This is a genomic window from Pseudomonas sp. 2822-17, from assembly GCF_002742485.1.
Taxonomy (GTDB): domain Bacteria; phylum Pseudomonadota; class Gammaproteobacteria; order Pseudomonadales; family Pseudomonadaceae; genus Aquipseudomonas; species Aquipseudomonas cyclaminis.
In genome coordinates this window covers 240878-262001 of the sequence record NZ_LJRZ01000300.1, presented here as the reverse complement: position 1 = coordinate 262001, position 21124 = coordinate 240878, and the positions used below count along the sequence as shown (strand labels likewise).

The following is a 21124-nucleotide window of genomic DNA, read 5'->3' as shown; positions in this document are numbered from 1 at the left end:
TCCGCAGTTTAGAGGAAGAGTCCGGGGCCCGGGCGACTTCCTTCGGGGAATCTGACGCCCACTTTGCCGATCTTGTTCCCGTCCATGACCGCGACGGTCCAGATGGTGTTGTTCCACTCCACCTGGTCGCCGACGATGGGGGCGCCGCCGACTTTTTGGGTGATGAAGCTGCTCAGTGGCATGTCCGGATCGATACCCTCCAACTTCAGGCCGTACAGGGCCGAAACCGCGCCCAGTTGGGCGTCGCCTTCCAGCACGAAGTCGCCGAAGAAGCGCAGGTCGAGGCCGCGTTGCGGTGCCTGGCTGAACAGTTTGCCGAGGGCTGGCAGGTTGTGTTCATGGCCGATCACACAGAGCAGATCGTCGACTTCCAGCACCGTACTACCCGACGGATGGAGCAGTTGCTGGCCACGGAACAGTGCCGCAATCCGCGTGCCTTCGGGCATTTTCAGCTCGCGCAGGGCTGCGCCGATGCACCATTTTTCGGCGCCCAGGCGGTACACGAACAGCTCCCACTCGCTGGTAACGTGTACTTCCAGGGCTGCACGGGAGATCGGCGCCGGGTCCGGTGGTACGGTCACTTTCAGCAACTTGGCCACCCACGGCAGGCTCGTGCCTTGTACCAGCAGTGACACCAGCACGATAAAGAACGCCAGGTTGAAGTACAGCTGCGCATGGGGCAGGCCGGCCATCAGCGGGAACACCGCGAGAATGATCGGCACCGCGCCGCGCAGGCCGACCCACGCGATAAAGCCTTTTTCGCGACCGTGGAATGCCTTGAACGGCAGCAGGCCGACCATCACCGACAACGGCCGCGCAAACAGGATCATCCACAGCGCCAAGCCCAGGGCCGGCAGGGCGATTGGCAGCAAATCATGGGGCGTGACCAACAGGCCCAGCACCAGGAACATGCCGATCTGTGCGAGCCAGGCCATGCCGTCGAGCATATGCAAGATGCCATGACGGCTGCGCACCGGGCGGTTGCCGATCACCAGGCCGCACAGGTAAACGGCGAGGAAACCGCTGCCGTGCAAGGCGTTGGTCAGGGCGAAGACGAACAGGCCACCGGCGATCACCAGGATCGGATACAGGCCGGTGGCCAGGTTGATGCGGTTGACCATCTGCAGCATCAGCCAGCCGCCGCCCAGGCCAACCATGCCGCCGATGCCGAATTCGCGCACCAGATGCGTCAGCAGGCTCCAGTGCAGGCCGGTCTGGCCGCTGGCGAGCATGTCGATCAGGGTGACGGTGAGGAACACCGCCATTGGGTCGTTGCTGCCGGATTCGATTTCCAGCGTGGCGGTAACCCGTTCGTTCAGGCCCTTGCCGCCGAGCAGCGAGAATACCGCCGCGGCGTCGGTGGAACCGACAATCGCGCCAATCAACAAGCCTTGGATAATATTGAGGTCAAACAGCCAGGCTGCCGCCATGCCGGTGAGGCCGGTGGTGATCAACACCCCCACCGTGGCCAGGGACAACGCCGGCCAGAGTGCCACGCGGAAACTCGCCACCCGCGTGCGCAAGCCACCGTCGAGCAGGATCACGGCCAGTGCGAGGTTGCCCACCAGGTAGGCGGTCGGGTAGTTGTCGAAAATGATGCCGCCGCCATCGACGCCGGCGACCATGCCCACGGCCAGGATGATCACCAGGATCGGAATCCCCAGGCGCGACGAAAGAGAACTCACCAGAATGCTCGCACTCACCAGCAACGCGCCGATCAAGAACAGGCTGTTGATGGTCGTCGCATTCAAAGGCAGTACTCCATAAGCAAACAAGACGGGACGCAAACTGACCATGCAGTCTGCGTGCCAGGGATTCTAACCTGTTGAATTGCGGTGCTGTCAAAAAGCTTTTAACGCCGGGCGCAGATCTGAATGTGGGAGGGCGCAAGCCCCCTCCCACATTTTTAACTGAGTGCATTCAGTTAGAGGCGGAACCGCCCCACCATCCCATTCAAATCCACCGCCAACCGCGACAACTCACTGCTCGCCGCACTGGTCTGGCTGGCGCCGGTCGCCGACTGCACCGACAGGTCACGAATGTTCACCAGGTTGCGGTCTACTTCCCGTGCCACCTGCGCCTGCTCTTCCGCTGCGCTGGCGATCACCAGGTTACGTTCATTGATCTGCACAATCGCCGTGTTGATGGTGTCCAGCGACATCCCTGCGCCTTTGGCGATGTTCAGTGTCGATTCAGCACGTTCGGTGCTGTTACGCATCGAGTCCACCGCGTGCTCGGTGCCGGCCTGGATACTGCCGATCATCCGCTCGATCTCGCTGGTGGACTGCTGGGTGCGATGGGCGAGGGCGCGTACTTCGTCGGCCACCACCGCAAACCCACGCCCGGCTTCACCGGCGCGCGCTGCTTCGATGGCGGCATTCAGGGCCAGCAGGTTGGTCTGGTCGGCCAGACCGCGAATCACGTCCAGCACCTTGCCGATATCCCGCGACTCATTGGCCAGGTCGCCAATCAGCGTGGCGGTGGCTTGTACGTCGCCGCTCATGCGTTCGATGGCGCTGACGGTTTCCTGTACCAGGTCACGGCCATCGCCGGCCGAAGAGGTGGCATTGCGCGAGGCTTCGGAAGTGCTCACCGCATTGCGCGCAACTTCTTCGACAGCGCTGGTCATCTCGTTGACGGCGGTGGCGGCTTGCTCGATTTCGTTGTTCTGCTGGATCAGGCCACGGGCGCTTTCGTCGGTGACGGCGTTCAGCTCTTCGGCGGCGGAGGCCAACTGGGTGGCAGAGCCGGCGATGCGTTGCAGGGTGTCGCGCAGCTTGTCCTGCATCTTGGCCATGGCGGCGAGCAGGCGTCCGGCTTCGTCGTTGCCATCAACCTTGATCGGCCGCGTCAGGTTACCTTCGGCCACTTCTTCGGCGGCTTCCAGCGCCTGGGCGATCGGGACGGTGATGCTGCGGGTCAACAGCCAGGCAAACAGCACGGTCAGCGCCGTGGCGATCACCAGCAGGCCCACGACCAGGTCGAAGGCCGCGTTGTATTGGTCTTCAGCCTCCTGGTTAGTCGCCAGGGCCATCTTGTTGTTGATGTCCAGCAAACGGGTGAGCACTGCGTTGACCTGCTCGGAGTTGCTCAGCAGCTCGGTATTGAGCAGCGTACGCAACTCTTCCACCTGATTGGCGCGGGACAGGCTCTTCATGCGCTCTTCGATCTGATGGTACTGGCCGAGCAAGCGCACGTATTCGTTGTAGGTGGAGCGCTCTTCGCTGCTTTCGATCAGTTTTTCGTAGACGTCCTGGGCGGTGCGGATCTGCTGGTTGCGCAGCTCGAAGGACTCCAGGGTCTTTTGCTGCACGTCCGGCTCGCGGTTGGTCAGCAAGCGGTACGACAGCACCCGCAGGCGCAGGGTCAGTTGGGTGAACTCATCAAGCGCACGGATGCTTGGCACGCTGGACAGGGTGATGTCTTCGGTCGCGCCACGGATCTTGCTCATCTGGTTCAGGGCGAACACACCGAGAAACAGCATCAGTGCACCAATAAACGCAAAGCCGAGGAAGGCCCTCGGAGCGATATTCATATTACGAAGCGACATGCGGGAATCCTGGGGAGAAGCGCGATCCGTGCGGGGGGTGAGACGGGGTGTGCCTCTCTATCGGTCCTACGACTAAAGTCTAAAGGGGCGTGTGCGTTTTTGTCGCATCTGACGAGGGGTTTGGCCGATTCAGGAACCAGATCGGGTAAATGCAGTCACTAAGGCTCGAAAGTGCGGCCCGGCCCTTAAAAATCGGGCTGCGCGCCGGGGATAACCCTGGCATACGAGGTGAATTTTCTTTATCGTCACCGCCCTTTGAAAAAGCCCGAGAAATCAAAATGTTAGAAGCATCCCTCAGCCAATTGGAACAACTGGTCAGCGACCTGGTACAGCAGAATCAAGACCTGCTGGGCCGCAACGAATCCCTCAAGGCCGAACTGGCCAATGCCAAGGATGAGAACGACAGCCTGCAACTGAGCCTGATGGAACAGGAAGAAAAACACGGCGCTACCGCTGCCCGTATCCAGGCGTTGGTTGAGCGTGTGAGCGCAGGGCCTGTCAGCGCATGAATGAAGGGATAAAGGTCGTTTCGATTCTCGGAGAGGATTACTCGATCAAGGCGCCAGCGGGGGAAGACAAGACCCTGATGCACGCCGTGACCATGCTCAAGGCCTCCCTGGCCACCACCAAGAAAAAGTACCCGACCCTGATCGGTGACAAATTACTGGTGCTGGCGGCGCTGAACCTGTGCGCCGAGCAGATCGAATTGCAGCAGGCTCATCAACAGGAACTCGACCGTTACCAAGAGCAAGTCAGCGCCACGGTCGAGGTGATTTCCAAGGCGATCCAGCCTTAGAACCACGCATCCTGCATCCCCAGGCACGTATCATCGCGTGCCTCCAGAATAGCCAGTTCATGATGGCAGCCCGGTACTTCCCAGGTCAGGAAGTAACGGGCGGCCTGGAGCTTGCCTTTATAGAAGGCAACATCCGCCGCATTGCCCCTGGCCAGCCCTTCTTCGGCGCGAATCGCCTGCTCCAGCCAGCGCCAGCCAATCACCGTATGCCCGAACACTTTCAGGTACAGCGCCGAGTTCGCCAGGCTGCTGTTGACCTTGCCGTGGGCGAGATCCGTCAGCAGGCCCAGGGTGACTTGTTGCAGGCGCGCTACCAGGTGTTCCAGCGGTTCTCTGATGGCGGTAAGTGATGGGTACTCCTGGGCGCGGGTGCCGGTTTCGGCGATCAGGCGGATCAGTTGCTTTAGCCCCGCGCCGCCATTCTGCGCCAGCTTGCGCCCGAGCAAATCCAGGGACTGGATGCCGTGGGTGCCTTCGTGGATCGGGTTCAGGCGGTTGTCGCGGTAGTACTGTTCCACCGGGTATTCGCGGGTGTAGCCGTGGCCGCCGAGGATCTGGATCGCCAGTTCGTTAGCCTTGAGGCAGAACTCCGAGGGCCAGGATTTGACGATGGGCGTGAGCAGGTCCAGCAGCTCGTGGGCCTGTTTGCGCTCGGTCTCGGTTGCCAGTGTGGTGGTGTCATCGAATAGGCGCGCGGCGTACAGACCCAGGTCGAAGGCGCCTTCGACGTAGGCTTTTTGGGTCAGCAGCATGCGCTTGATGTCAGCGTGCTGGATGATCGAGACCGGCGCCGTTGTAGGATCTTTGCTATCAGGCAGACGGCCTTGCGGGCGTTCGCGGGCGTATTCCAGGGAATACAGGTAGCCGGCGTAACCGAGCATGACCGCGCCCATGCCGACGCCGATGCGCGCTTCGTTCATCATCTGGAACATGCAGCTCAGCCCCTGGTGTGGCTTGCCCACCAGATAGCCGACACAGTTGCCGTTATCGCCGAAATTCAGCGCGGTCGACGTGGTGCCGCGCCAGCCCATCTTGTGAAACAGCCCGGCCAACAACACGTCGTTGCGTGCACCGAGGCTGCCGTCATCGTTGACCAGGAATTTGGGCACGATAAACAGCGAAATGCCCTTCACCCCGGCCGGCGCGTCCGGCAGCTTGGCCAGCACCATGTGCACGATGTTTTCCGACAGCGGATGGTCGCCCCCGGAGATAAAGATCTTGTTGCCCTTGAGGCGATAGCTGCCGTCAGCCGCAGGTTCGGCGCGTGTACGAATATCCGACAGCGATGAGCCCGCGTGGGGTTCGGTCAGGGCCATGGTGCCGAAGAAGCGTCCGTCGATCATCGGTTGCAGGAAGCGTTGCTTCTGCTCCTCGGTGCCGAAGCTTTCGATCAGGTTGGCCGCGCCCATGGTCAGGAACGGGTAGGAAGTAGACGCTGCGTTGGCCGACTGGAAGTGCGCAAAGCAGGCCTGGGACAGCAAGGTCGGCAGTTGCATGCCACCGGCTTCGAAACTGCGGGCGGCATTGAGGAAGCCGGCCTCCAGGAAGGCATCCACGGCCGGTTTGACTTCCGGGATCAGGATCGCCTGACCGTCTTCGTAGCGCGGTTCGTTTTCGTCGTTTTTGCGGTTATGCGGCGCGAAATATTTTTCGGCGATGGAGCGGGCCGTGCTGATGGCCGCATCGAAGGTTTCGCGGTTGTGCTCGGCAAACCGCTCGCGCTGGGTCAGGCCCTCGGCATCGAGGACTTCGTACAGCTCGAAAGCCAGATTGCGGGAACTGAGCAGCGTCTCGGACATGGCGGCTTACCTTTGGAGGAATTGGCCTGAGTCTAAGTGTGCGAATGGAGGGTGGATAGCAAGATTGATCTGGGTGATGGAGGACCAGAATGTGGGAGGGGGCAAGCCCCCTCCCACATTAGTTAGCCGATGGTCATCAGGCTGGCGTTGCCGCCCGCCGCAGCGGTGTTGACGCTCAACGCCCGCTCGATCACCAGGCGCTCCAGTGCGATCGCCGTTTCGCCTTGCGACAAACCATGCACGCCGACAATCGCCCCACCGCGCTGTGCCACTTGCTGGCACACCGCACGCAGTTGGTCGGAATCACCGTGATGCAGGACCGCGTCAAACACCACCTCGTCCTTGGTCCAATCCGCCACGCGCTTGATCTTCGCCTGAATGTCCTTAGGCAGGCGTGGGAACAAGGCCTTGGTCAGGTCAGTTTCCGGCCATACCGCAGAACCACCCACCGCCAGCACTGCCGCCAGTTGCGTCAACAGATCGCCTTCCACGTCCGCCAGGCACAACACGTGCTCGCGGGGCAGGATGGCGTAGCTGTTGCGCTCGCCGGTCGGGCCGGCCAGTTGACGGGTGATACCGCTCTGGGACTGCGCGGCGAACTGGCTGCACAGGGCACTCAGCTCGCTGAACGACTGGCTGTCAGCCCAGGCTTTCAGGGCGGTCAGCGGTTGGCTCATGGCGTCGCGCAGACGTACATCCGGTGCAGCCAACTTGTCGCCACGTACGAAGGATTGCTCGATCGCATCGGTAGGACGAGTCGACAGCAGGCGGTACAGGTACAGCGGGCCGCCGGCCTTCGGGCCAGTACCCGACAAGCCTTCGCCGCCGAACGGTTGCACGCCGACCACGGCACCCACGATGTTACGGTTCACGTAGACGTTACCGGCATTGACGTTGTCGATCACCTTGGCGATGGTCTCGTCGATACGGGTATGCACGCCCAGGGTCAGGCCGTAACCGGATGCGTTGATCTGGCCGATCAGTTGGTCGATCTCTTTACGCTTGTAGCGCACCACGTGCAGCACCGGGCCGAAGATCTCGCGTTGCAGCTCGTCGAAGCTTTCCAGCTCGATCAGGGTTGGCATCACGAAGGTGCCGCGCTTGACCTCTTCACCATCGGCAATCGCCACTTGGTACACATTGCGGCCTTTGTCGCGCATGGCCTGGATGTGTTTCTCGATGCCGGCCTTGGCTTCGGCGTCGATCACCGGGCCAATGTCTACCGACAGGCGTTCCGGGTTACCGAGGCGGCATTCAGCCATGGCGCCCTTGAGCATTTCGATGACGCGGTCTGCCGAATCTTCCTGCAGGCAAAGTACACGCAGGGCCGAGCAACGCTGGCCGGCACTGTCGAAGGCCGAAGAGACTACGTCGATAACCACCTGCTCGGTCAGCGCCGAAGAATCCACGATCATCGCGTTCTGGCCACCGGTTTCGGCGATCAGCGGGATCGGACGACCCTGGGCATCCAGACGACCGGCGACATTGCGTTGCAGCAGGCGCGCCACTTCGGTGGAGCCGGTGAACATCACGCCTTTGACGCGATCATCACCCACCAGGCGGGCACCCACGCTTTCGCCCTGGCCCGGCAGCAGTTGCAGCACGCCTTCCGGAATACCGGCTTCCAGCAGGATGCGCACGGCTTGTGCAGCAACCAGCGGGGTTTGCTCGGCAGGCTTGGCCAGTACCGGGTTGCCGGCGGCCAATGCGGCGGCAACTTGGCCACTGAAAATTGCCAGCGGGAAGTTCCATGGGCTGATGCAGACCACCGGGCCCAGTGGGCGGTGGGCATCATTGGTGAAGTCGTTACGGGCCTGTACGGCGTAGTAACGCAGGAAGTCCACGGCTTCACGCACTTCGGCAATGGCGTTGGCGAAGGTCTTGCCAGCTTCGCGAGCCAGCAGGCCCATCAGCGGCTGGATCTCGCCCTCCATCAGGTCAGCGGCGCGTTCCAGGATCGCAGCGCGTTCGGCGGGCGGAGTAGCCTGCCAGATCGGGCCTGCGTTGATGGCGCATTGAATCGCGTTGTCGACGTCTTCGACCGTGGCTTCTTGAACCTGGCCGACCACATCTCGCAGGTCAGACGGGTTCAATACCGGCGCAGACGGCTGGTCGCTGGAGGCGCAACCCAGCATCGGCGCGGCTTTCCAGTTGTTGTGTGCGGTCGCCAGCAAGGCGCAGGACAGCGACGCCAGGCGGTGTTCGTTGGCCAGGTCGATACCCGCCGAGTTGGCGCGGTCGCTGCCGTAAAGGTCACGCGGCAAGGGGATACGCGGGTGCGGCAAGCCGAAGCCGCCTTCCTGCGTAGCCATTTGCTCGATGCTGGCCACTGGGTCGGCCACCAGCTCCTGAATGGAGATGGACTGGTCGGCGATGCGATTGACGAACGAGGTGTTGGCGCCGTTTTCCAGCAGGCGTCGAACCAGATAAGCCAGGAGTGTTTCGTGGGTGCCGACCGGTGCGTACACGCGGCACGGACGGTTCAACTTGCCTTCGGATACCTTGCCTACAACCTGTTCGTACAGCGGCTCACCCATGCCGTGCAGGCATTGGAATTCGTACTGGCCGGGGTAATAGTTCTGGCCGGCGATATGGTAGATGGCCGACAGGGTATGGGCGTTGTGCGTGGCGAACTGCGGGTAGATGACTTCCGGCACCGACAGCAGTTTGCGTGCGCAGGCAATGTAGGAAACGTCGGTGTACACCTTGCGGGTGTAGACCGGGTAGCCTTCCAGGCCTTCGACCTGGGCGCGCTTGATTTCGCTGTCCCAGTACGCACCTTTTACCAGGCGGATCATCAGGCGATGGCGGCTGCGGCGCGCCAGGTCGATGACGTAGTCGATCACATACGGGCAACGTTTCTGGTAGGCCTGGATCACGAAACCGATGCCGTTCCAGCCGGTCAGTTGCGGCTCGAAGCACAGGCGCTCCAGCAGGTCCAGGGACAGCTCCAGGCGGTCGGCTTCTTCGGCATCGATGTTCAGGCCGATGTCGTATTGCTTGGCCAGCAGGGTCAGGGACAGCAGGCGCGGGTACAACTCGTCCATCACACGCTCGTACTGCGCCCGGCTGTAACGCGGGTGCAGTGCCGACAGCTTGATGGAAATGCCCGGGCCTTCATAAATCCCACGACCGTGAGAGGCTTTGCCGATGGAGTGAATGGCTTGTTCGTACGACGCCAGGTATTTCTGGGCATCGTGTTCGGTGAGTGCGGCTTCACCGAGCATGTCGTAGGAATAGCGGAAACCTTTGGCTTCGAACTTGCTCGCGTTGGCCAGGGCTTCGGCGATGGTTTCGCCGGTGACGAACTGCTCGCCCATCAGGCGCATGGCCATGTCGACGCCCTTGCGGATCATCGGCTCGCCGCTCTTGCCGATGATGCGGCTCAGGGACGAGGTCAAGCCCGCTTCGTTATGGGTGGCGACCAGTTTACCGGTCAGCAGCAGGCCCCAGGTGGCGGCGTTGACGAACAGCGACGGGCTGTTGCCCAGGTGCGGGTGCCAGTTGCCGGTGCTGATCTTGTCGCGGATCAGCGCGTCACGGGTGCCTTTGTCCGGGATGCGCAGCAGCGCTTCGGCCAGGCACATCAGCGCCACGCCTTCCTGGGACGACAGCGAGAATTCTTGCAGCAGGCCCTGAACAATACCGGCACGGCCGCCGGCACTCTTTTGATTGCGCAGTTTCTCTGCAATGGAGGCGGCCAGCTTGTTGGTAGCTTCGGCCATCGGGGCCGGCAGACGAGCCTGTTCGATCAGCATCGGTACCACTTCCGGCTCAGGGCGACGGTAAGCGGCGGTGATCGAGGCGCGCAGTACGGACTGCGGCAGGATGCTCTCGGCGAACTCAAGGAAGCATTGGTGCGCGTGGTCCGCCTGGACCTCGCCTGCATCATCGGCGTCCTTGCTGCTCAAGCCGTTGAGTTCGGTCAGGGTTGCACCACCCTCCAGTTTCTCCAGGTAATTGAAAATCGCCTGCTTGATCAGCCAGTGCGGCGTGCGATCAATGGAGGTCGCGGCAGCCTTCAGGCGTTCGCGGGTCGGGTCGTCAAGTTTGACCCCAAGGGTGGTTGTCGCCATTTTCTTATCCTCATGGGTGCCACTACCGAGTGGCATCAGCTGGCGGCAAGATTAGCTTTGCGCATCAAGAGGTGCAACCGGGTGCAACCTTTTTTATCCATGAAATTCTCGACGTTCATCCGAAATAAATTTGGCGACAACTGAATCCGCTTTGTCTTGGTGCATTTGCTTCTGACTTCGGCTGTTCTTGCTCCGAAAAGGAGCAAAAACAGGGCGTTTTGTCGATTTCATATCTGGGTGCAACTTATTCGAAAGAAACTGGTTGCACCTTATTTGCTTTGTTGAATAGCATTCGCGACCAAGGTGCAACCGTCGGTAAAACGAGGTTCATCGGCTGACGGCTTTCCTGGGGAAACGTCAGTCATAAATGCGCGGCACGCAGGTTCGTTTACCCAGCTATACAGTGGGTAGCGTCTGTCAGACCGCTGCTACATAAAAACAAAGCCAGGGCGTCACTCATATGAGCGTTAGTAATCCAACCTTGATCACGTTCGTGATCTACATCGCAGCAATGGTGCTGATCGGCCTGATGGCCTATCGCTCCACCAACAACCTTTCCGATTACATCCTGGGCGGTCGCAGCCTCGGTAGCGTGGTGACAGCCTTGTCCGCCGGTGCTTCCGACATGAGCGGCTGGTTGTTGATGGGCCTGCCGGGCGCGATCTACATGTCCGGTCTGTCGGAAAGCTGGATCGCCATCGGCCTGATCGTCGGTGCTTACCTCAACTGGTTGTTCGTGGCCGGTCGCCTGCGGGTACAGACCGAGCACAACGGTGACGCCCTGACGCTGCCGGATTACTTCTCCAGCCGTTTCGAAGATAAAAGCGGCCTGCTGCGCATCATCTCTGCGGTCGTGATCCTGGTGTTCTTCACCATCTACTGCGCATCCGGCATCGTGGCCGGTGCCCGTCTGTTCGAAAGCACCTTCGGCATGTCCTACGAGACGGCGCTGTGGGCCGGTGCTGCCGCGACAATTGCCTACACCTTCATCGGTGGTTTCCTGGCAGTGAGCTGGACCGATACCGTGCAAGCCACGCTGATGATCTTCGCGTTGATCCTGACGCCCATCATCGTGCTGCTGGCCACCGGCGGTGTTGACACCACGTTCCTGGCGATTGAAGCCAAGGACCCAACCAGTTTCGACATGCTGAAAAACACCACCTTCATCGGCGTGATCTCGCTGATGGGCTGGGGCCTGGGCTACTTCGGCCAGCCGCACATCCTCGCGCGCTTCATGGCGGCGGATTCGGTCAAGTCGATCGCCAAGGCGCGTCGTATCTCCATGACCTGGATGATCCTGTGCCTGGCCGGTACTGTGGCCGTAGGCTTCTTCGGTATTGCCTACTTCTCGGCGCACCCGGAAGTGGCAGGTCCCGTGACCGAAAACCCTGAGCGTGTGTTTATCGAGCTGGCCAAAATCCTGTTCAACCCGTGGGTTGCCGGTGTCTTGCTGTCGGCGATCCTGGCGGCTGTAATGAGTACCTTGAGCTGCCAGTTGCTGGTGTGCTCCAGCGCCCTGACCGAAGACTTCTACAAAGCGTTCCTGCGCAAGAACGCCTCCCAGCTCGAACTGGTATGGATCGGTCGCCTGATGGTGCTGGTGGTTGCCCTGATCGCCATCGCCATGGCCGCCAACCCGGAAAACCGTGTACTGGGTCTGGTGAGCTACGCCTGGGCTGGTTTCGGTGCCGCATTCGGTCCTGTGGTCCTGATCTCGGTGATCTGGAAAGACATGACACGCAACGGCGCACTGGCCGGTATCCTGGTCGGCGCGATCACCGTGATCGTGTGGAAGCACTTCGAACTGTTGGGCCTGTACGAAATCATCCCAGGCTTCATCTTCGCCAGCCTCGCGATCTACTTCGTGAGCAAAATGGGCGCACCGACTGCCGGTATGGTTGAGCGTTTTGATGCAGCGGAAAAAGACTACAACCTCAACAAGTAATTCGTCTGGCGCTGAGCGTCCGATGAGTTGAAAAAAAGGCCCGCGTCCTACGGATGGCGGGCCTTTTTTTTGTGCGTGTTTTTTCACGGGTTGAGGGCGATTCATACGCCCATGTGTAGGGCTTTACTGATTTATCGGACGCGCGCTCTGCAGGGCAAGGCAGTGGTGCAGAATCCACCGCCTACCCCTCGCAGAGAAACACCGGATGTTCGCTCCTGCCAATCAACATGCCTTTACCCTGACCCTTGACGGGGAACCGAGTGAACTCAAGGTATTTGAGTTTCACGGCGCCGAAGCCGTCAGCCAGCCCTATTGTTTTGACCTGGAGCTGGTCAGTGAGCAGCCCGACCTCGATTTGGAGAGCTTGCTGCATCGCCAGGTCTATCTCGGTTTCGACGATCAGGGGCATGGCATCCATGGCCTGGTCTATCGGGTGGCGCAGGGCGATTCCGGGCGGCGCCTGACGCGTTATCAGATCCAGCTCGTGCCGCAGCTTGCGTATCTGCAGCACAGCAGTCACCAGCGCATATTCCAGCACAAGACAGTGCCGCAGATCGTTACGCTGGTGCTGGCGGAGCAGGGGGTCCATGCCGACCAATTCGAGTTTCACCTGAGTGGTCATTACCCCGAGCGCGAGTATTGCGTGCAATTCGGTGAAAGCGACCTGGCCTTCATTCAGCGGCTATGTGCCGAGCAGGGTATTCACTATCACTTCCGGCACTCGCCCGAACGGCATCTGCTGGTGTTTGGCGATGACCAGACCGTGTTCGCCCAGCCAGACCAGCCGACGCCCTATCAGCCAGGTTCCGGGATGGTGGCGGATACGCCTGCGATCAAGCGCTTTGTGGTGCAACTGGCAACCCGCACCACGGCGGTCAACCTGCGCGACTACGATTTCCGTAAGCCGAACCTGGTGTTGGAGAGTGGCGTTGCCGGCGCACAGTCGCCACGGCTTGAAGAGCAGGGGTACCCCGGTCACTTTTCTGATCGGCCCCACGGTAAATACCTCGCGCAACGGGTGTTGGAGCGGCACCGTAGCGACTATCGAATTGCCCGTGGCAGCGGTGATGATCCCGCATTGGTCTGCGGCCATTTCCTCACGTTGACCGGTCACCCGCGTGACGCATGGAATGACTTGTGGCTGGTGACGCACGTTACCCACGAAGGCAAACAACCCCAGGTGCTGGAGGAGGCTGTGACCGAGGTTGCCGGTGGCGATTTTCGTCAGGGTTATCGCAATGAGTTTGTTGCCTCACCGTGGGACGTGATCTTTCGCCCGCCCTTGCCCGAGCAACCGCGGCCGACATTGGCGGGTTATCAAAACGCTGTGGTGACTGGCCCCGTCGACAGTGAAATTCATTGTGACGAATACGGGCGGGTCAAGGTGCAACTGGCCTGGGATCGACTCGGGGAGCACAACGACCATTCCAGCTGCTGGCTGCGGGTGGCCAGCGGTTGGGCCCATGACCGCTATGGTGCGGTACTTATTCCGCGAGTGGGTATGGAAGTGCTGGTGGGGTTCGTCAATGGTGATATGGACATGCCGCTGGTGATGGGTTGCCTGCCCAATGCGGCGACGGCGGTGCCCCTCGACCTGCCCGCAGACAAGACCCGCAGTGTCTTCCGTAGCCAGAGCAGCCCCGGCGGCGGTGGTTACAGCGAGCTGCGCATCGAAGACCGCAAGGGCTCCGAGGAAATCTACTTGCGCGCCCAGCGGGATTTTACCCAGCATGTGCTGCATGACCAGCGGGTGGAGGTCGACAATCAGCGTCGCATCAGGGTGGGGGGCGAGTCGCACCATGAACTGCAAGGTGAAGAGCAGCGCATTACCCACGGCAACCGCCTGATCGAACTCAAGCAGGATGATCACTTGGTCGTTGGTGGTTCGCAGCAGATGCGCGCCGGGCAGACCATTCAGATCGGCGCAGGGCAAAGCGTTGTGATTGACGCCGGGGCGAGCGTGACGATTCAGGCGGGCGGGCAATCGATCACCCTTTCGGCGGGCGGGATTTTCAGCAGCGTGCCGATCCAGCTTGGCGGCGGGCCCGCTCCGGCGGCGGCACCGTTGATGCCGGGTATTCAGGAAAAACTGCTGGCGATAATCCCCGCACCGCTTAGCCTGGTGCAGGTGGCCAGCTTGAAACGTAGTGCGCCCTTTTGTGAGGAATGTGAGCGTTGCAGGAACGGGCAGTGCGCTGTCACCCATTCAACTCAGCCTTAAAAGGAATTTATCCCCATGTCTGAACGGTTGGCTCCCAGCGCCTGGCTGGCACAGGCTCCTTTGCTTGCGAATGAGCAGCTCTTCGTGGTGTTGAGCGCTGCCAGCGACGCCAAGCCGCTTGCCGCCTGGCGAACCACCGCAGCTGGAATGCTGCCCCAACCCATCTGGGCTGGCACGGCTTACGCAGAATGGGAGGAGGTCATGCCTTACGTAGGCATTGTCTCGCCTGACAGTGCATTCCTCGAATGGGTGGCAACCACTGAAGCCCCGGATTGGGGTTGGCTGGCGGTGTCGTCCAGTTCGCTGGAACCCGTGCTCGCGCACCTGCAAAGCTTGACCAAGGTCTACCTGCCGGACGGCCCGGAGGTGTTTTTGCGATTCTGGGATGGCACCCAGTTTCTGCCGATGTTGCAGGGCTTGGGTGATGAGGCGGCAAGCGTGTTGCCGGTTTTTCAGCGGTACCTGATCAATGGCCAACCGCTCACGGTTGCAACGGGGCCAGCGACCGAGGCCAAGGCCAGCCCTTGGTGGCGAGTCCCAGCAGCGCTGCAGGCGCACTTGGCAGGGCAATCACCGCAAACCCTGATCGACAACCTGCTGCAATGGCTGCAAGAGCAGCGCCCCGACCTGTACACCGCGTTCACACCGGCGACCTTGCAGCACAAGGTCGCCTACTGTGCCCGTCGGCCGGATATCAGCCATGAGGTGCTCACCGATTACCTGGCCTTAGAGTTGAGTTGAGCCCAGCGCCTGTTGCAGGTCGTCGATCAAGTCTTCAATCGCTTCGATGCCCACTGACAGGCGAATCATCTCCGGCTTCACACCAGCCTTGGCCTGTTCCTGTTCGTTCATCTGTCGATGGGTGGTGGACGCGGGGTGGCAGGCCAGGGACTTGGCGTCACCGATATTCACCAGGCGCTTGAAAATTTGCAGCGCATCGTAGAAGCGTACACCTGCTGCGTACCCGCCCTTCAGGCCGAAGGACAGGATCGCCGAGGGTTTGCCTTGCAGGTATTTGTGCGCCAATGCGTGATGGGGGTGATCCGGCAGCCCCGCATAGCTGACCCATTCGACATCGGCATGGCCTTGCAGGAACTGCGCGACCTTGAGGGCGTTTTCCGTATGACGCTCCATGCGCAGGGCCAGGGTTTCCAAGCCTTGCAGCAGCAGGAAGGCGTTCATCGGCGCCAGGGCTGCGCCGGTGTTACGCAACGGCACAGTGCGGGCGCGGGCGATGAAGGCGGCGGGGCCGAATTTTTCGGTGTAGACCACGCCGTGGTAAGCCGGCTCGGGCTGGTTGAGGCCGGGGAATTTTTCCGGGTATTGGGTCCAGGGGAAGGTGCCGCTGTCAACGATCGCACCGCCCAGGGAGTTGCCGTGGCCGCCGATGTATTTGGTCAGCGAGTGCACAACGATGTCGGCGCCGAACTGGATCGGCTTGCACAGGATGGGCGTGGCCACGGTGTTATCCACCATCAGCGGCATACCACGGGCATGGGCGACGTCCGCCAGGGCTTCGATGTCGATGATATTGCCCGCCGGGTTGCCGATGCTTTCGCAATACACCAGCTTAGTGTTGTCATCGATCAATTCGGCGATGGCAGCGGCACTGTCGTCGCGGGCGAAACGTACGTCGACGCCAAAGCTCGGCAGCAAATGGGCGAACAGCGTGTAGGTGCCGCCGTAGAGCTGCGGGGTGGTGACGATGTTGTCGCCGGCGCGGGTGAGGGTCTGGATCGCGTAGTGAATGGCCGCGCTGCCGGCCGATACGACCAGCGCCGCGATACCCCCTTCGAGGGCGGAGATGCGTTGCTCCAGCACATCATTGGTGGGGTTCATGATGCGTGTGTAGATATTGCCGGGCACGTCCAGATTGAACAGGTCGGCACCGTGCTGGGCGTTATCGAATTCGAATGCGACGTTCTGGTAGATCGGCACGGCGACGGCCTTGGTGGTCGGATCCGACTTGAAGGCGTGGTGCAGTGCGATGGTGGCGTCTTTCATGATTGTTATTGACCTCCCTGGATAGTGGATCGCCACAATAAATCCGCCCTGGGCCAGCCATTAGATTTTTTTCAGCTCGCGTCCTGGCATTAGGGCATAAGCACCGCCCGGCACGCCGCCCTGCACCTTTGCCCTCGTAGAAGGTAAACTTCGCCCCCTGCGCAGGAGCAACCATGAATTATCGTCACGCCTTTCACGCCGGCAACCACGCCGATGTCTTCAAACACCTGACCTTGACCCGCCTCATCGCCCTGATGTCGCGCAAGGAGCAGCCGTTCGCCTACCTCGACACCCACGCCGGGATTGGTCTGTACGATTTGCAAGGCGATCAGGCCAACCGCACCGGTGAGTACCTGGAAGGCATCGCGCGCCTGTGGGGCGAAAGCGATCTGCCGCCGCTGACAGCCGATTACATGCGCGTGCTGCACGAGATGAACCCGGACGGTCAGTTGCGCTACTACCCAGGCTCGCCGGAACTGGCACGGCGCCTGACGCGCCCACAGGACCGCGTGCTGCTCAATGAAAAGCACCCGGAAGACGGCGTGCTGCTCAAGGACAACATGAAGGGTGATCGCCGGGTCAAAGTGCACTTGGGCGAAGGCTGGCATGTACCGCGCGCCTTGCTGCCCGTGCCGGAAAAACGCGCGCTGATGCTGATCGACCCGCCGTTTGAAAAACTCGACGAGATGCAACGCTGCGCCGCTTCCCTCAAGGAAGCCGTCAGCCGCATGCGCCAGACCGTCGCGGCGATCTGGTACCCGGTGAAAGATCAGCGCATGTTGCGCCGCTTCTACCAAGACCTGGCCGGCACCGGCGCGCCGAAGCTGCTGCGTGTGGAGTTGCTGGTGCATCCGCTGGACACGCCCAACACCCTGACGGGTTCGGGCCTGGCGATTGCCAACCCGCCGTGGGGCTTGGAAGAAGAGTTGCGCGAACTGCTGCCGTGGCTGTCCAAGAAACTTGGCCAGACCCAGGGTGGGTGGCAGATGGATTGGCTTATTGCCGAGTAACCAAGTCTGGCGCTAAACCAATGTGGGAGGGGGCTTGCCCCCGATAGCGGTGGGTCAGCTACAGATGTACTGACTGATACTCCGCCATCGGGGGCAAGCCCCCTCCCACATTTTGATTCATGTCGATCTTAGATCGGGCAAGTCACGCCAGTGCCGCCGATCCCGCAGTAACCCTGGGGATTCTTCGCCAGGTACTGTTGGTGATACGTCTCGGCGAAGTACACCGTTGGCGCCTCGTCGATCTCGGTGGTAATCACACCAAGGCCCGCTTTGGTCAGTTCAGCCTGATACGCCTCGGCGCTGGCCTTTGCCGCCGCCAATTGCTCCGGCGTGGTCGCATAGATCACCGACCGATACTGGCTGCCGATGTCGTTACCCTGGCGCATGCCCTGAGTCGGGTTGTGCAATTCCCAGAACATCTTCAACAGGTCTTCGTATTTCACTTTGGCCTGGTCATACACCACCAGCACCACTTCGCTATGGCCGGTCAGCCCCGAACAGACTTCTTCGTAAGTCGGGTTCGGCGTAAAGCCGCCCGCGTAACCGACCACCGTGCTGACCACGCCATCGCGCTGCCAGAACTTGCGCTCCGCGCCCCAGAAGCAACCCAGGCCGAAGATCGCGAAGCCGACGTCGTCCATGAATGGGCCCAGCAGCGGGTTGCCGTTGACGAAGTGCGTCTCCGGCAAGTTCATCGGGGTTTCACGACCAGGCAACGCTTGTTCTTGAGTAGGCAGCACGTTTTTGTTCACCAGGATTTCCGAGCGCAAGACCATGATCAGTCCTCTCAGTCAGATTGAGTAAGGTAAGAATTCAGACAGCCAGTGTGCCCGAGTGTTACCGCGCTGTCAGGCGATTGGCCCGCGCGGGTAGCGTTTGAGCATCTCAAGCAGCTCTGCGCCGGGGATGGGCCGGTCGAACAGGTAGCCCTGGCCAACGTCGCAGCGATGGCGGCGCAGGAACGCCAGTTGCTCGGCGGTCTCGATGCCTTCGGCCACGACCTTGAGCTTGAGGTTGTGAGCCATTGCGATCACGGCGGAGGTGATTTCCATGTCGTCCTGGTTGTCCGGGATTTCGTGGATAAAGCTGCGATCGATCTTGATGATGTCGATGGGGAATTTTTTCAGGTAACTCAGCGATGAGTAACCGGTGCCGAAGTCGTCCATGGCCAGGGTCAGGCCGAAACTCTTCAACTGGTCCAGTTGCAGGCGCGTGTCTTCGGTGGCTTCCAGCAGCAGGCCTTCGGTCAGCTCCAGCTCCAGCAGGTTGGCCGGGAGCTCTTCTTCCTTGAGGATGGTGGCAATCGACGCCACCAGGTCCGGGTCGGAGAACTGCTTGGGTGACAGGTTGATCGCCACCTGCAGGTTGCCCATGCCGGCGGCGCTCAGTTGCTTGCTCATGCGGCAGGCCTGGCGCGCGATCCATTTGCCGATGGGGATGATCAGCCCGGTCTCTTCGGCCACGCTGATGAACTGATCGGGGCGGATCATGCCCTTTTCCGGGTGGTTCCAGCGCAGCAGCGCCTCCATACCCAGCAAGCGGCCGCTGCGCAGGCACAGCTTGGGTTGGTAGAACACATCCAATTCATTCTGGGTCAGGGCGCGGCGCAGGTTGTTTTCCACGAACAGCTTGTAGCTGGCCTCGGCGTTCAGCGCTTCGGTAAACACCTGCACCTGGTGTTTGCCGTTGGCCTTGGCCTTGTGCAGGGCCAGGCCGGCGTTGCGCATCAGGGTCTGCGGGTCGCGGCCATGCAGCGGCGCGCAGGCCAGGCCTACGGAGCCGGTGACGCTGATCAATTGGTTGTCGACGAACATGGGTTTATCGAGGGTCGCCAACAGTTGGCTGGCAACCTGCTGGCCGCTCTCCAGGTCGGTGTCGTCGAGCAGCACCGCGAACTCGTTACTGGCAAAGCGCGCCAGGCTGCCGCCGGCGCTCAGGCTGTTGCGCAGGCGTCGGGCCAGGCTGATCAGCAGCTTGTCGCCGGTCTGGTGGCCGAGGCTGTCGTTGATGCGCTTGAAGTTGTCGATGTCCACCAGCAGCAGGCTGATCGGGCTGTCGCTGTCGCGGGCAAAGCGTTCGTCGAGGTTGCGGATAAACGCCGGGCGGTTGCCCAGGTTGGTCAGGTTGTCGGTGTACGCCAGGCGCTCGATGCGCTGCTGGGCCAGCTTGGTCTGGGTGATGTCTTCGTAGATGCCGATGTAGTGCGTCAGCTCACGGTTATCGCCATACACCTTGGAAATCGACAACTGGCCCCAGTAGGGTTCGAGGTTCTTGCGCCGGCTCTTGAATTCGCCCTGCCAGCTGTTGCTCTTGGCCAGGCTCGACGGCGCGTCGAACAGCAATTCGCTGAGGTTTTCCAGCGCGGGCAGTTGCGCCAGGCGGTGGCCGTGGACTTCTTCGGCGCTGTACTGGGTGATCGCGGTAAAGCTCGGGTTGACGTACTCCACCACGCCGTCGCAGTTGACCAGCAGAAAGGCGTTGGCACTTTGCTCCACGGCCCGCTGGAACAGGTGCAGGGCGCTGGTGGCGGTGCGGCGGTTGTGGTTGTTGATCACTTGCGCAAACTGGTCCGCGAGCTCGCCGGCGAAGGCGATTTCGTCAGCCTGCCAGTCACGCGGGCTGCCGCACTGCTCCAGGCACAATACGCCGACCACCTGGCCGTCGACGCGGATGCTCGCATCGAGCATGGCGTGGATGTCTCTATGGCGCAGGTTCTCGGCCATCTCGCGGGTGCGCGGGTCGCGCATGGCGTTGGTGGCGTCGATGGCGCGGCTGCTGTGCAAGGCTTCCAGATAATCCGGGAAGCAACTGGCATCGATGGGCTCGGGCAGATGGTGCTGTTGATCGTCGCGGTGGTAAGCCGAGATGGGCACCAGGCGCTGGCCTTCAAGGTTCCAGATGCTGGCGCAGTCGATCTGGTAGATATCGCAGGCGCTGCGCGTGATCAGCTCGGCGGCTTCCTGCAACGAATTGTTGACGGTGTAGCGCTGGCGCGCCAGTAGCAGGATCAGCTCCTGTTGGGCGCGCACGCGTTCCAGATGCTGCAGTTGCTCCTGCTGGGCGCGTTGGTTGAGCTCCAGGGCGATTTGCAGGCGGCTGTTCTGGCTTTCCAGGTCTTCGGTCGGAAGGAGCAAGGGCAGTTCGCTGAACAGGCCATCGACCACCATCAGGTAGCCGCGCAGCAGGTGACGATTGTGTTGTTTGTAGGCCTCGCCCATTTCCAGCAGGCTCAGGGGGCCGTCGTTGGTGTGCAGGGTGTAGCGCACCAGGTAGTGAGGGCTCTGGGTCAGTTGCTGCTGGATGGTGTCGTGCAGTTGATAGCGGGCCTGGGGTTCCATCAGGCTGGCATAGGGCGTGCCGAGCAGGGCGCACAACTCAACCGCCGGCAGGCCGAATTGGCGCTCGCAATTGGGGTCGAGGTACAGGAGGGTCCAGCTAGCCTCATTAAGCCGCTCGAAACGCAGCATACCGAGGCGCGAAGGCACCGGTAACTGCGTCACTACCTCGGCCGCCATACGGGCGACATCGGGTTGGCTTTTCATGGGGGGAACTCACTTCAAATAACGCGCACGGCGCCGGGCTCACGCCCTCTTTTCTACTGCCTGTGGCAAGGTTGCATCATGCAGCACAGACTGACAAGAGAGGATGAAGGCTAAGTGCTATAAGTGGGTTATCGGCCGGACGGCTGATTTCTGTAGGCGCGCTGACAGAAGGTGTACAACC

13 protein-coding genes are annotated in these 21124 nt (G+C 61.2%); 6 read left to right on the top strand and 7 right to left on the bottom strand.

Features of this window, described 5'->3' with window-relative positions; all coding sequences use genetic code 11:
- Positions 1–8: 8 nt before the first annotated feature.
- Together AOA60_RS06740 and AOA60_RS06735 are read right to left on the bottom strand one after the other, a co-directional pair.
- Positions 9–1751, bottom strand: a complete 1743-nt coding sequence (locus AOA60_RS06740) for a potassium/proton antiporter (protein WP_099583744.1) — start codon at positions 1749–1751, stop codon at positions 9–11.
- Between the two features lie 173 nt (positions 1752–1924).
- Positions 1925–3550 (bottom strand): methyl-accepting chemotaxis protein, encoded by a 1626-nt coding sequence (locus AOA60_RS06735; RefSeq protein ID WP_099583743.1) that lies wholly within the window; start codon positions 3548–3550, stop codon positions 1925–1927.
- A gap of 278 nt (positions 3551–3828) precedes the next feature.
- Between AOA60_RS06735 and AOA60_RS06730 the strand changes: the two genes are divergently transcribed.
- Together AOA60_RS06730 and AOA60_RS06725 are read left to right on the top strand one after the other, a co-directional pair.
- Positions 3829–4059: a hypothetical protein gene (locus AOA60_RS06730; RefSeq protein ID WP_099583742.1), complete on the top strand. Its 231-nt coding sequence runs from the start codon at positions 3829–3831 to the stop codon at positions 4057–4059.
- Positions 4056–4346, top strand: coding sequence for a cell division protein ZapA (locus AOA60_RS06725; RefSeq protein WP_032890345.1), 291 nt, complete (start codon positions 4056–4058; stop codon positions 4344–4346). Before AOA60_RS06730 ends, AOA60_RS06725 begins: the two co-directional genes overlap by 4 nt.
- Here the strand turns inward: AOA60_RS06725 and AOA60_RS06720 are convergent.
- Both AOA60_RS06720 and putA read right to left on the bottom strand, forming a co-directional pair.
- Positions 4343–6145 carry an acyl-CoA dehydrogenase gene (locus AOA60_RS06720; protein WP_099583741.1) on the bottom strand — a complete coding sequence of 601 codons (1803 nt, stop codon included), beginning with the start codon at positions 6143–6145 and terminating at the stop codon, positions 4343–4345. The genes AOA60_RS06725 and AOA60_RS06720 overlap by 4 nt on opposite strands.
- Before the next feature lie 122 nt (positions 6146–6267).
- On the bottom strand, positions 6268–10221 hold the full coding sequence (putA, locus tag AOA60_RS06715; RefSeq protein ID WP_099583740.1) for a trifunctional transcriptional regulator/proline dehydrogenase/L-glutamate gamma-semialdehyde dehydrogenase: 3954 nt from the start codon (positions 10219–10221) through the stop codon (positions 6268–6270).
- A 460-nt stretch (positions 10222–10681) separates the two neighbouring features.
- On the opposite strand from putA, the gene putP reads away from it, so the two are divergent.
- From putP to AOA60_RS06700, 3 genes are all read left to right on the top strand, one after another.
- Entirely contained in the window at positions 10682–12166 is a 1485-nt protein-coding gene (putP, locus tag AOA60_RS06710; RefSeq protein WP_099583739.1) for a sodium/proline symporter PutP, read from the top strand.
- 205 nt (positions 12167–12371) lie between these two features.
- Positions 12372–14387 carry a type VI secretion system tip protein VgrG gene (locus AOA60_RS06705; RefSeq protein ID WP_099583738.1) on the top strand — a complete coding sequence of 672 codons (2016 nt, stop codon included), beginning with the start codon at positions 12372–12374 and terminating at the stop codon, positions 14385–14387.
- Between the two features lie 15 nt (positions 14388–14402).
- The gene (locus AOA60_RS06700; protein ID WP_099583737.1) at positions 14403–15128 is read left to right on the top strand and encodes a DUF4123 domain-containing protein; all 726 of its coding nucleotides are present in this window, start codon (positions 14403–14405) and stop codon (positions 15126–15128) included.
- Here AOA60_RS06700 and AOA60_RS06695 read toward each other — a convergent pair.
- Entirely contained in the window at positions 15114–16391 is a 1278-nt protein-coding gene (locus AOA60_RS06695; protein WP_099583736.1) for an O-acetylhomoserine aminocarboxypropyltransferase/cysteine synthase family protein, read from the bottom strand. The genes AOA60_RS06700 and AOA60_RS06695 overlap by 15 nt on opposite strands.
- A 173-nt stretch (positions 16392–16564) precedes the next feature.
- On the opposite strand from AOA60_RS06695, the gene AOA60_RS06690 reads away from it, so the two are divergent.
- On the top strand, positions 16565–17401 hold the full coding sequence (locus AOA60_RS06690) for a 23S rRNA (adenine(2030)-N(6))-methyltransferase RlmJ (RefSeq protein ID WP_016975658.1): 837 nt from the start codon (positions 16565–16567) through the stop codon (positions 17399–17401).
- A 128-nt stretch (positions 17402–17529) separates the two neighbouring features.
- Here the strand turns inward: AOA60_RS06690 and msrA are convergent, their stop codons facing one another.
- Positions 17530–18177, bottom strand: coding sequence for a peptide-methionine (S)-S-oxide reductase MsrA (msrA, locus tag AOA60_RS06685; protein ID WP_099583735.1), 648 nt, complete (start codon positions 18175–18177; stop codon positions 17530–17532).
- 72 nt (positions 18178–18249) lie between these two features.
- Positions 18250–20943, bottom strand: coding sequence for a bifunctional diguanylate cyclase/phosphodiesterase (locus tag AOA60_RS06680; RefSeq protein WP_099583734.1), 2694 nt, complete (start codon positions 20941–20943; stop codon positions 18250–18252).
- Between the last annotated feature and the right edge of the window lie 181 nt (positions 20944–21124).

Excerpts from the sequence above, each read along its gene's own strand:
- AOA60_RS06730 (WP_099583742.1), top strand. The coding sequence starts at position 3,829 with ATGTTAGAAGCATCCCTCAGCCAATTGGAACAACTGGTCAGCGACCTG.
- putA (WP_099583740.1), bottom strand. The coding sequence starts at position 10,221 with ATGGCGACAACCACCCTTGGGGTCAAACTTGACGACCCGACCCGCGAA.
- msrA (WP_099583735.1), bottom strand. The coding sequence starts at position 18,177 with ATGGTCTTGCGCTCGGAAATCCTGGTGAACAAAAACGTGCTGCCTACT.
- AOA60_RS06680 (WP_099583734.1), bottom strand. The coding sequence starts at position 20,943 with ATGAAAAGCCAACCCGATGTCGCCCGTATGGCGGCCGAGGTAGTGACG.
- AOA60_RS06735 (WP_099583743.1), bottom strand. The coding sequence starts at position 3,550 with ATGTCGCTTCGTAATATGAATATCGCTCCGAGGGCCTTCCTCGGCTTT.
- putP (WP_099583739.1), top strand. The coding sequence starts at position 10,682 with ATGAGCGTTAGTAATCCAACCTTGATCACGTTCGTGATCTACATCGCA.
- AOA60_RS06725 (WP_032890345.1), top strand. The coding sequence starts at position 4,056 with ATGAATGAAGGGATAAAGGTCGTTTCGATTCTCGGAGAGGATTACTCG.
- AOA60_RS06720 (WP_099583741.1), bottom strand. The coding sequence starts at position 6,145 with ATGTCCGAGACGCTGCTCAGTTCCCGCAATCTGGCTTTCGAGCTGTAC.
- AOA60_RS06705 (WP_099583738.1), top strand. The coding sequence starts at position 12,372 with ATGTTCGCTCCTGCCAATCAACATGCCTTTACCCTGACCCTTGACGGG.
- AOA60_RS06690 (WP_016975658.1), top strand. The coding sequence starts at position 16,565 with ATGAATTATCGTCACGCCTTTCACGCCGGCAACCACGCCGATGTCTTC.
- AOA60_RS06695 (WP_099583736.1), bottom strand. The coding sequence starts at position 16,391 with ATGAAAGACGCCACCATCGCACTGCACCACGCCTTCAAGTCGGATCCG.
- AOA60_RS06700 (WP_099583737.1), top strand. The coding sequence starts at position 14,403 with ATGTCTGAACGGTTGGCTCCCAGCGCCTGGCTGGCACAGGCTCCTTTG.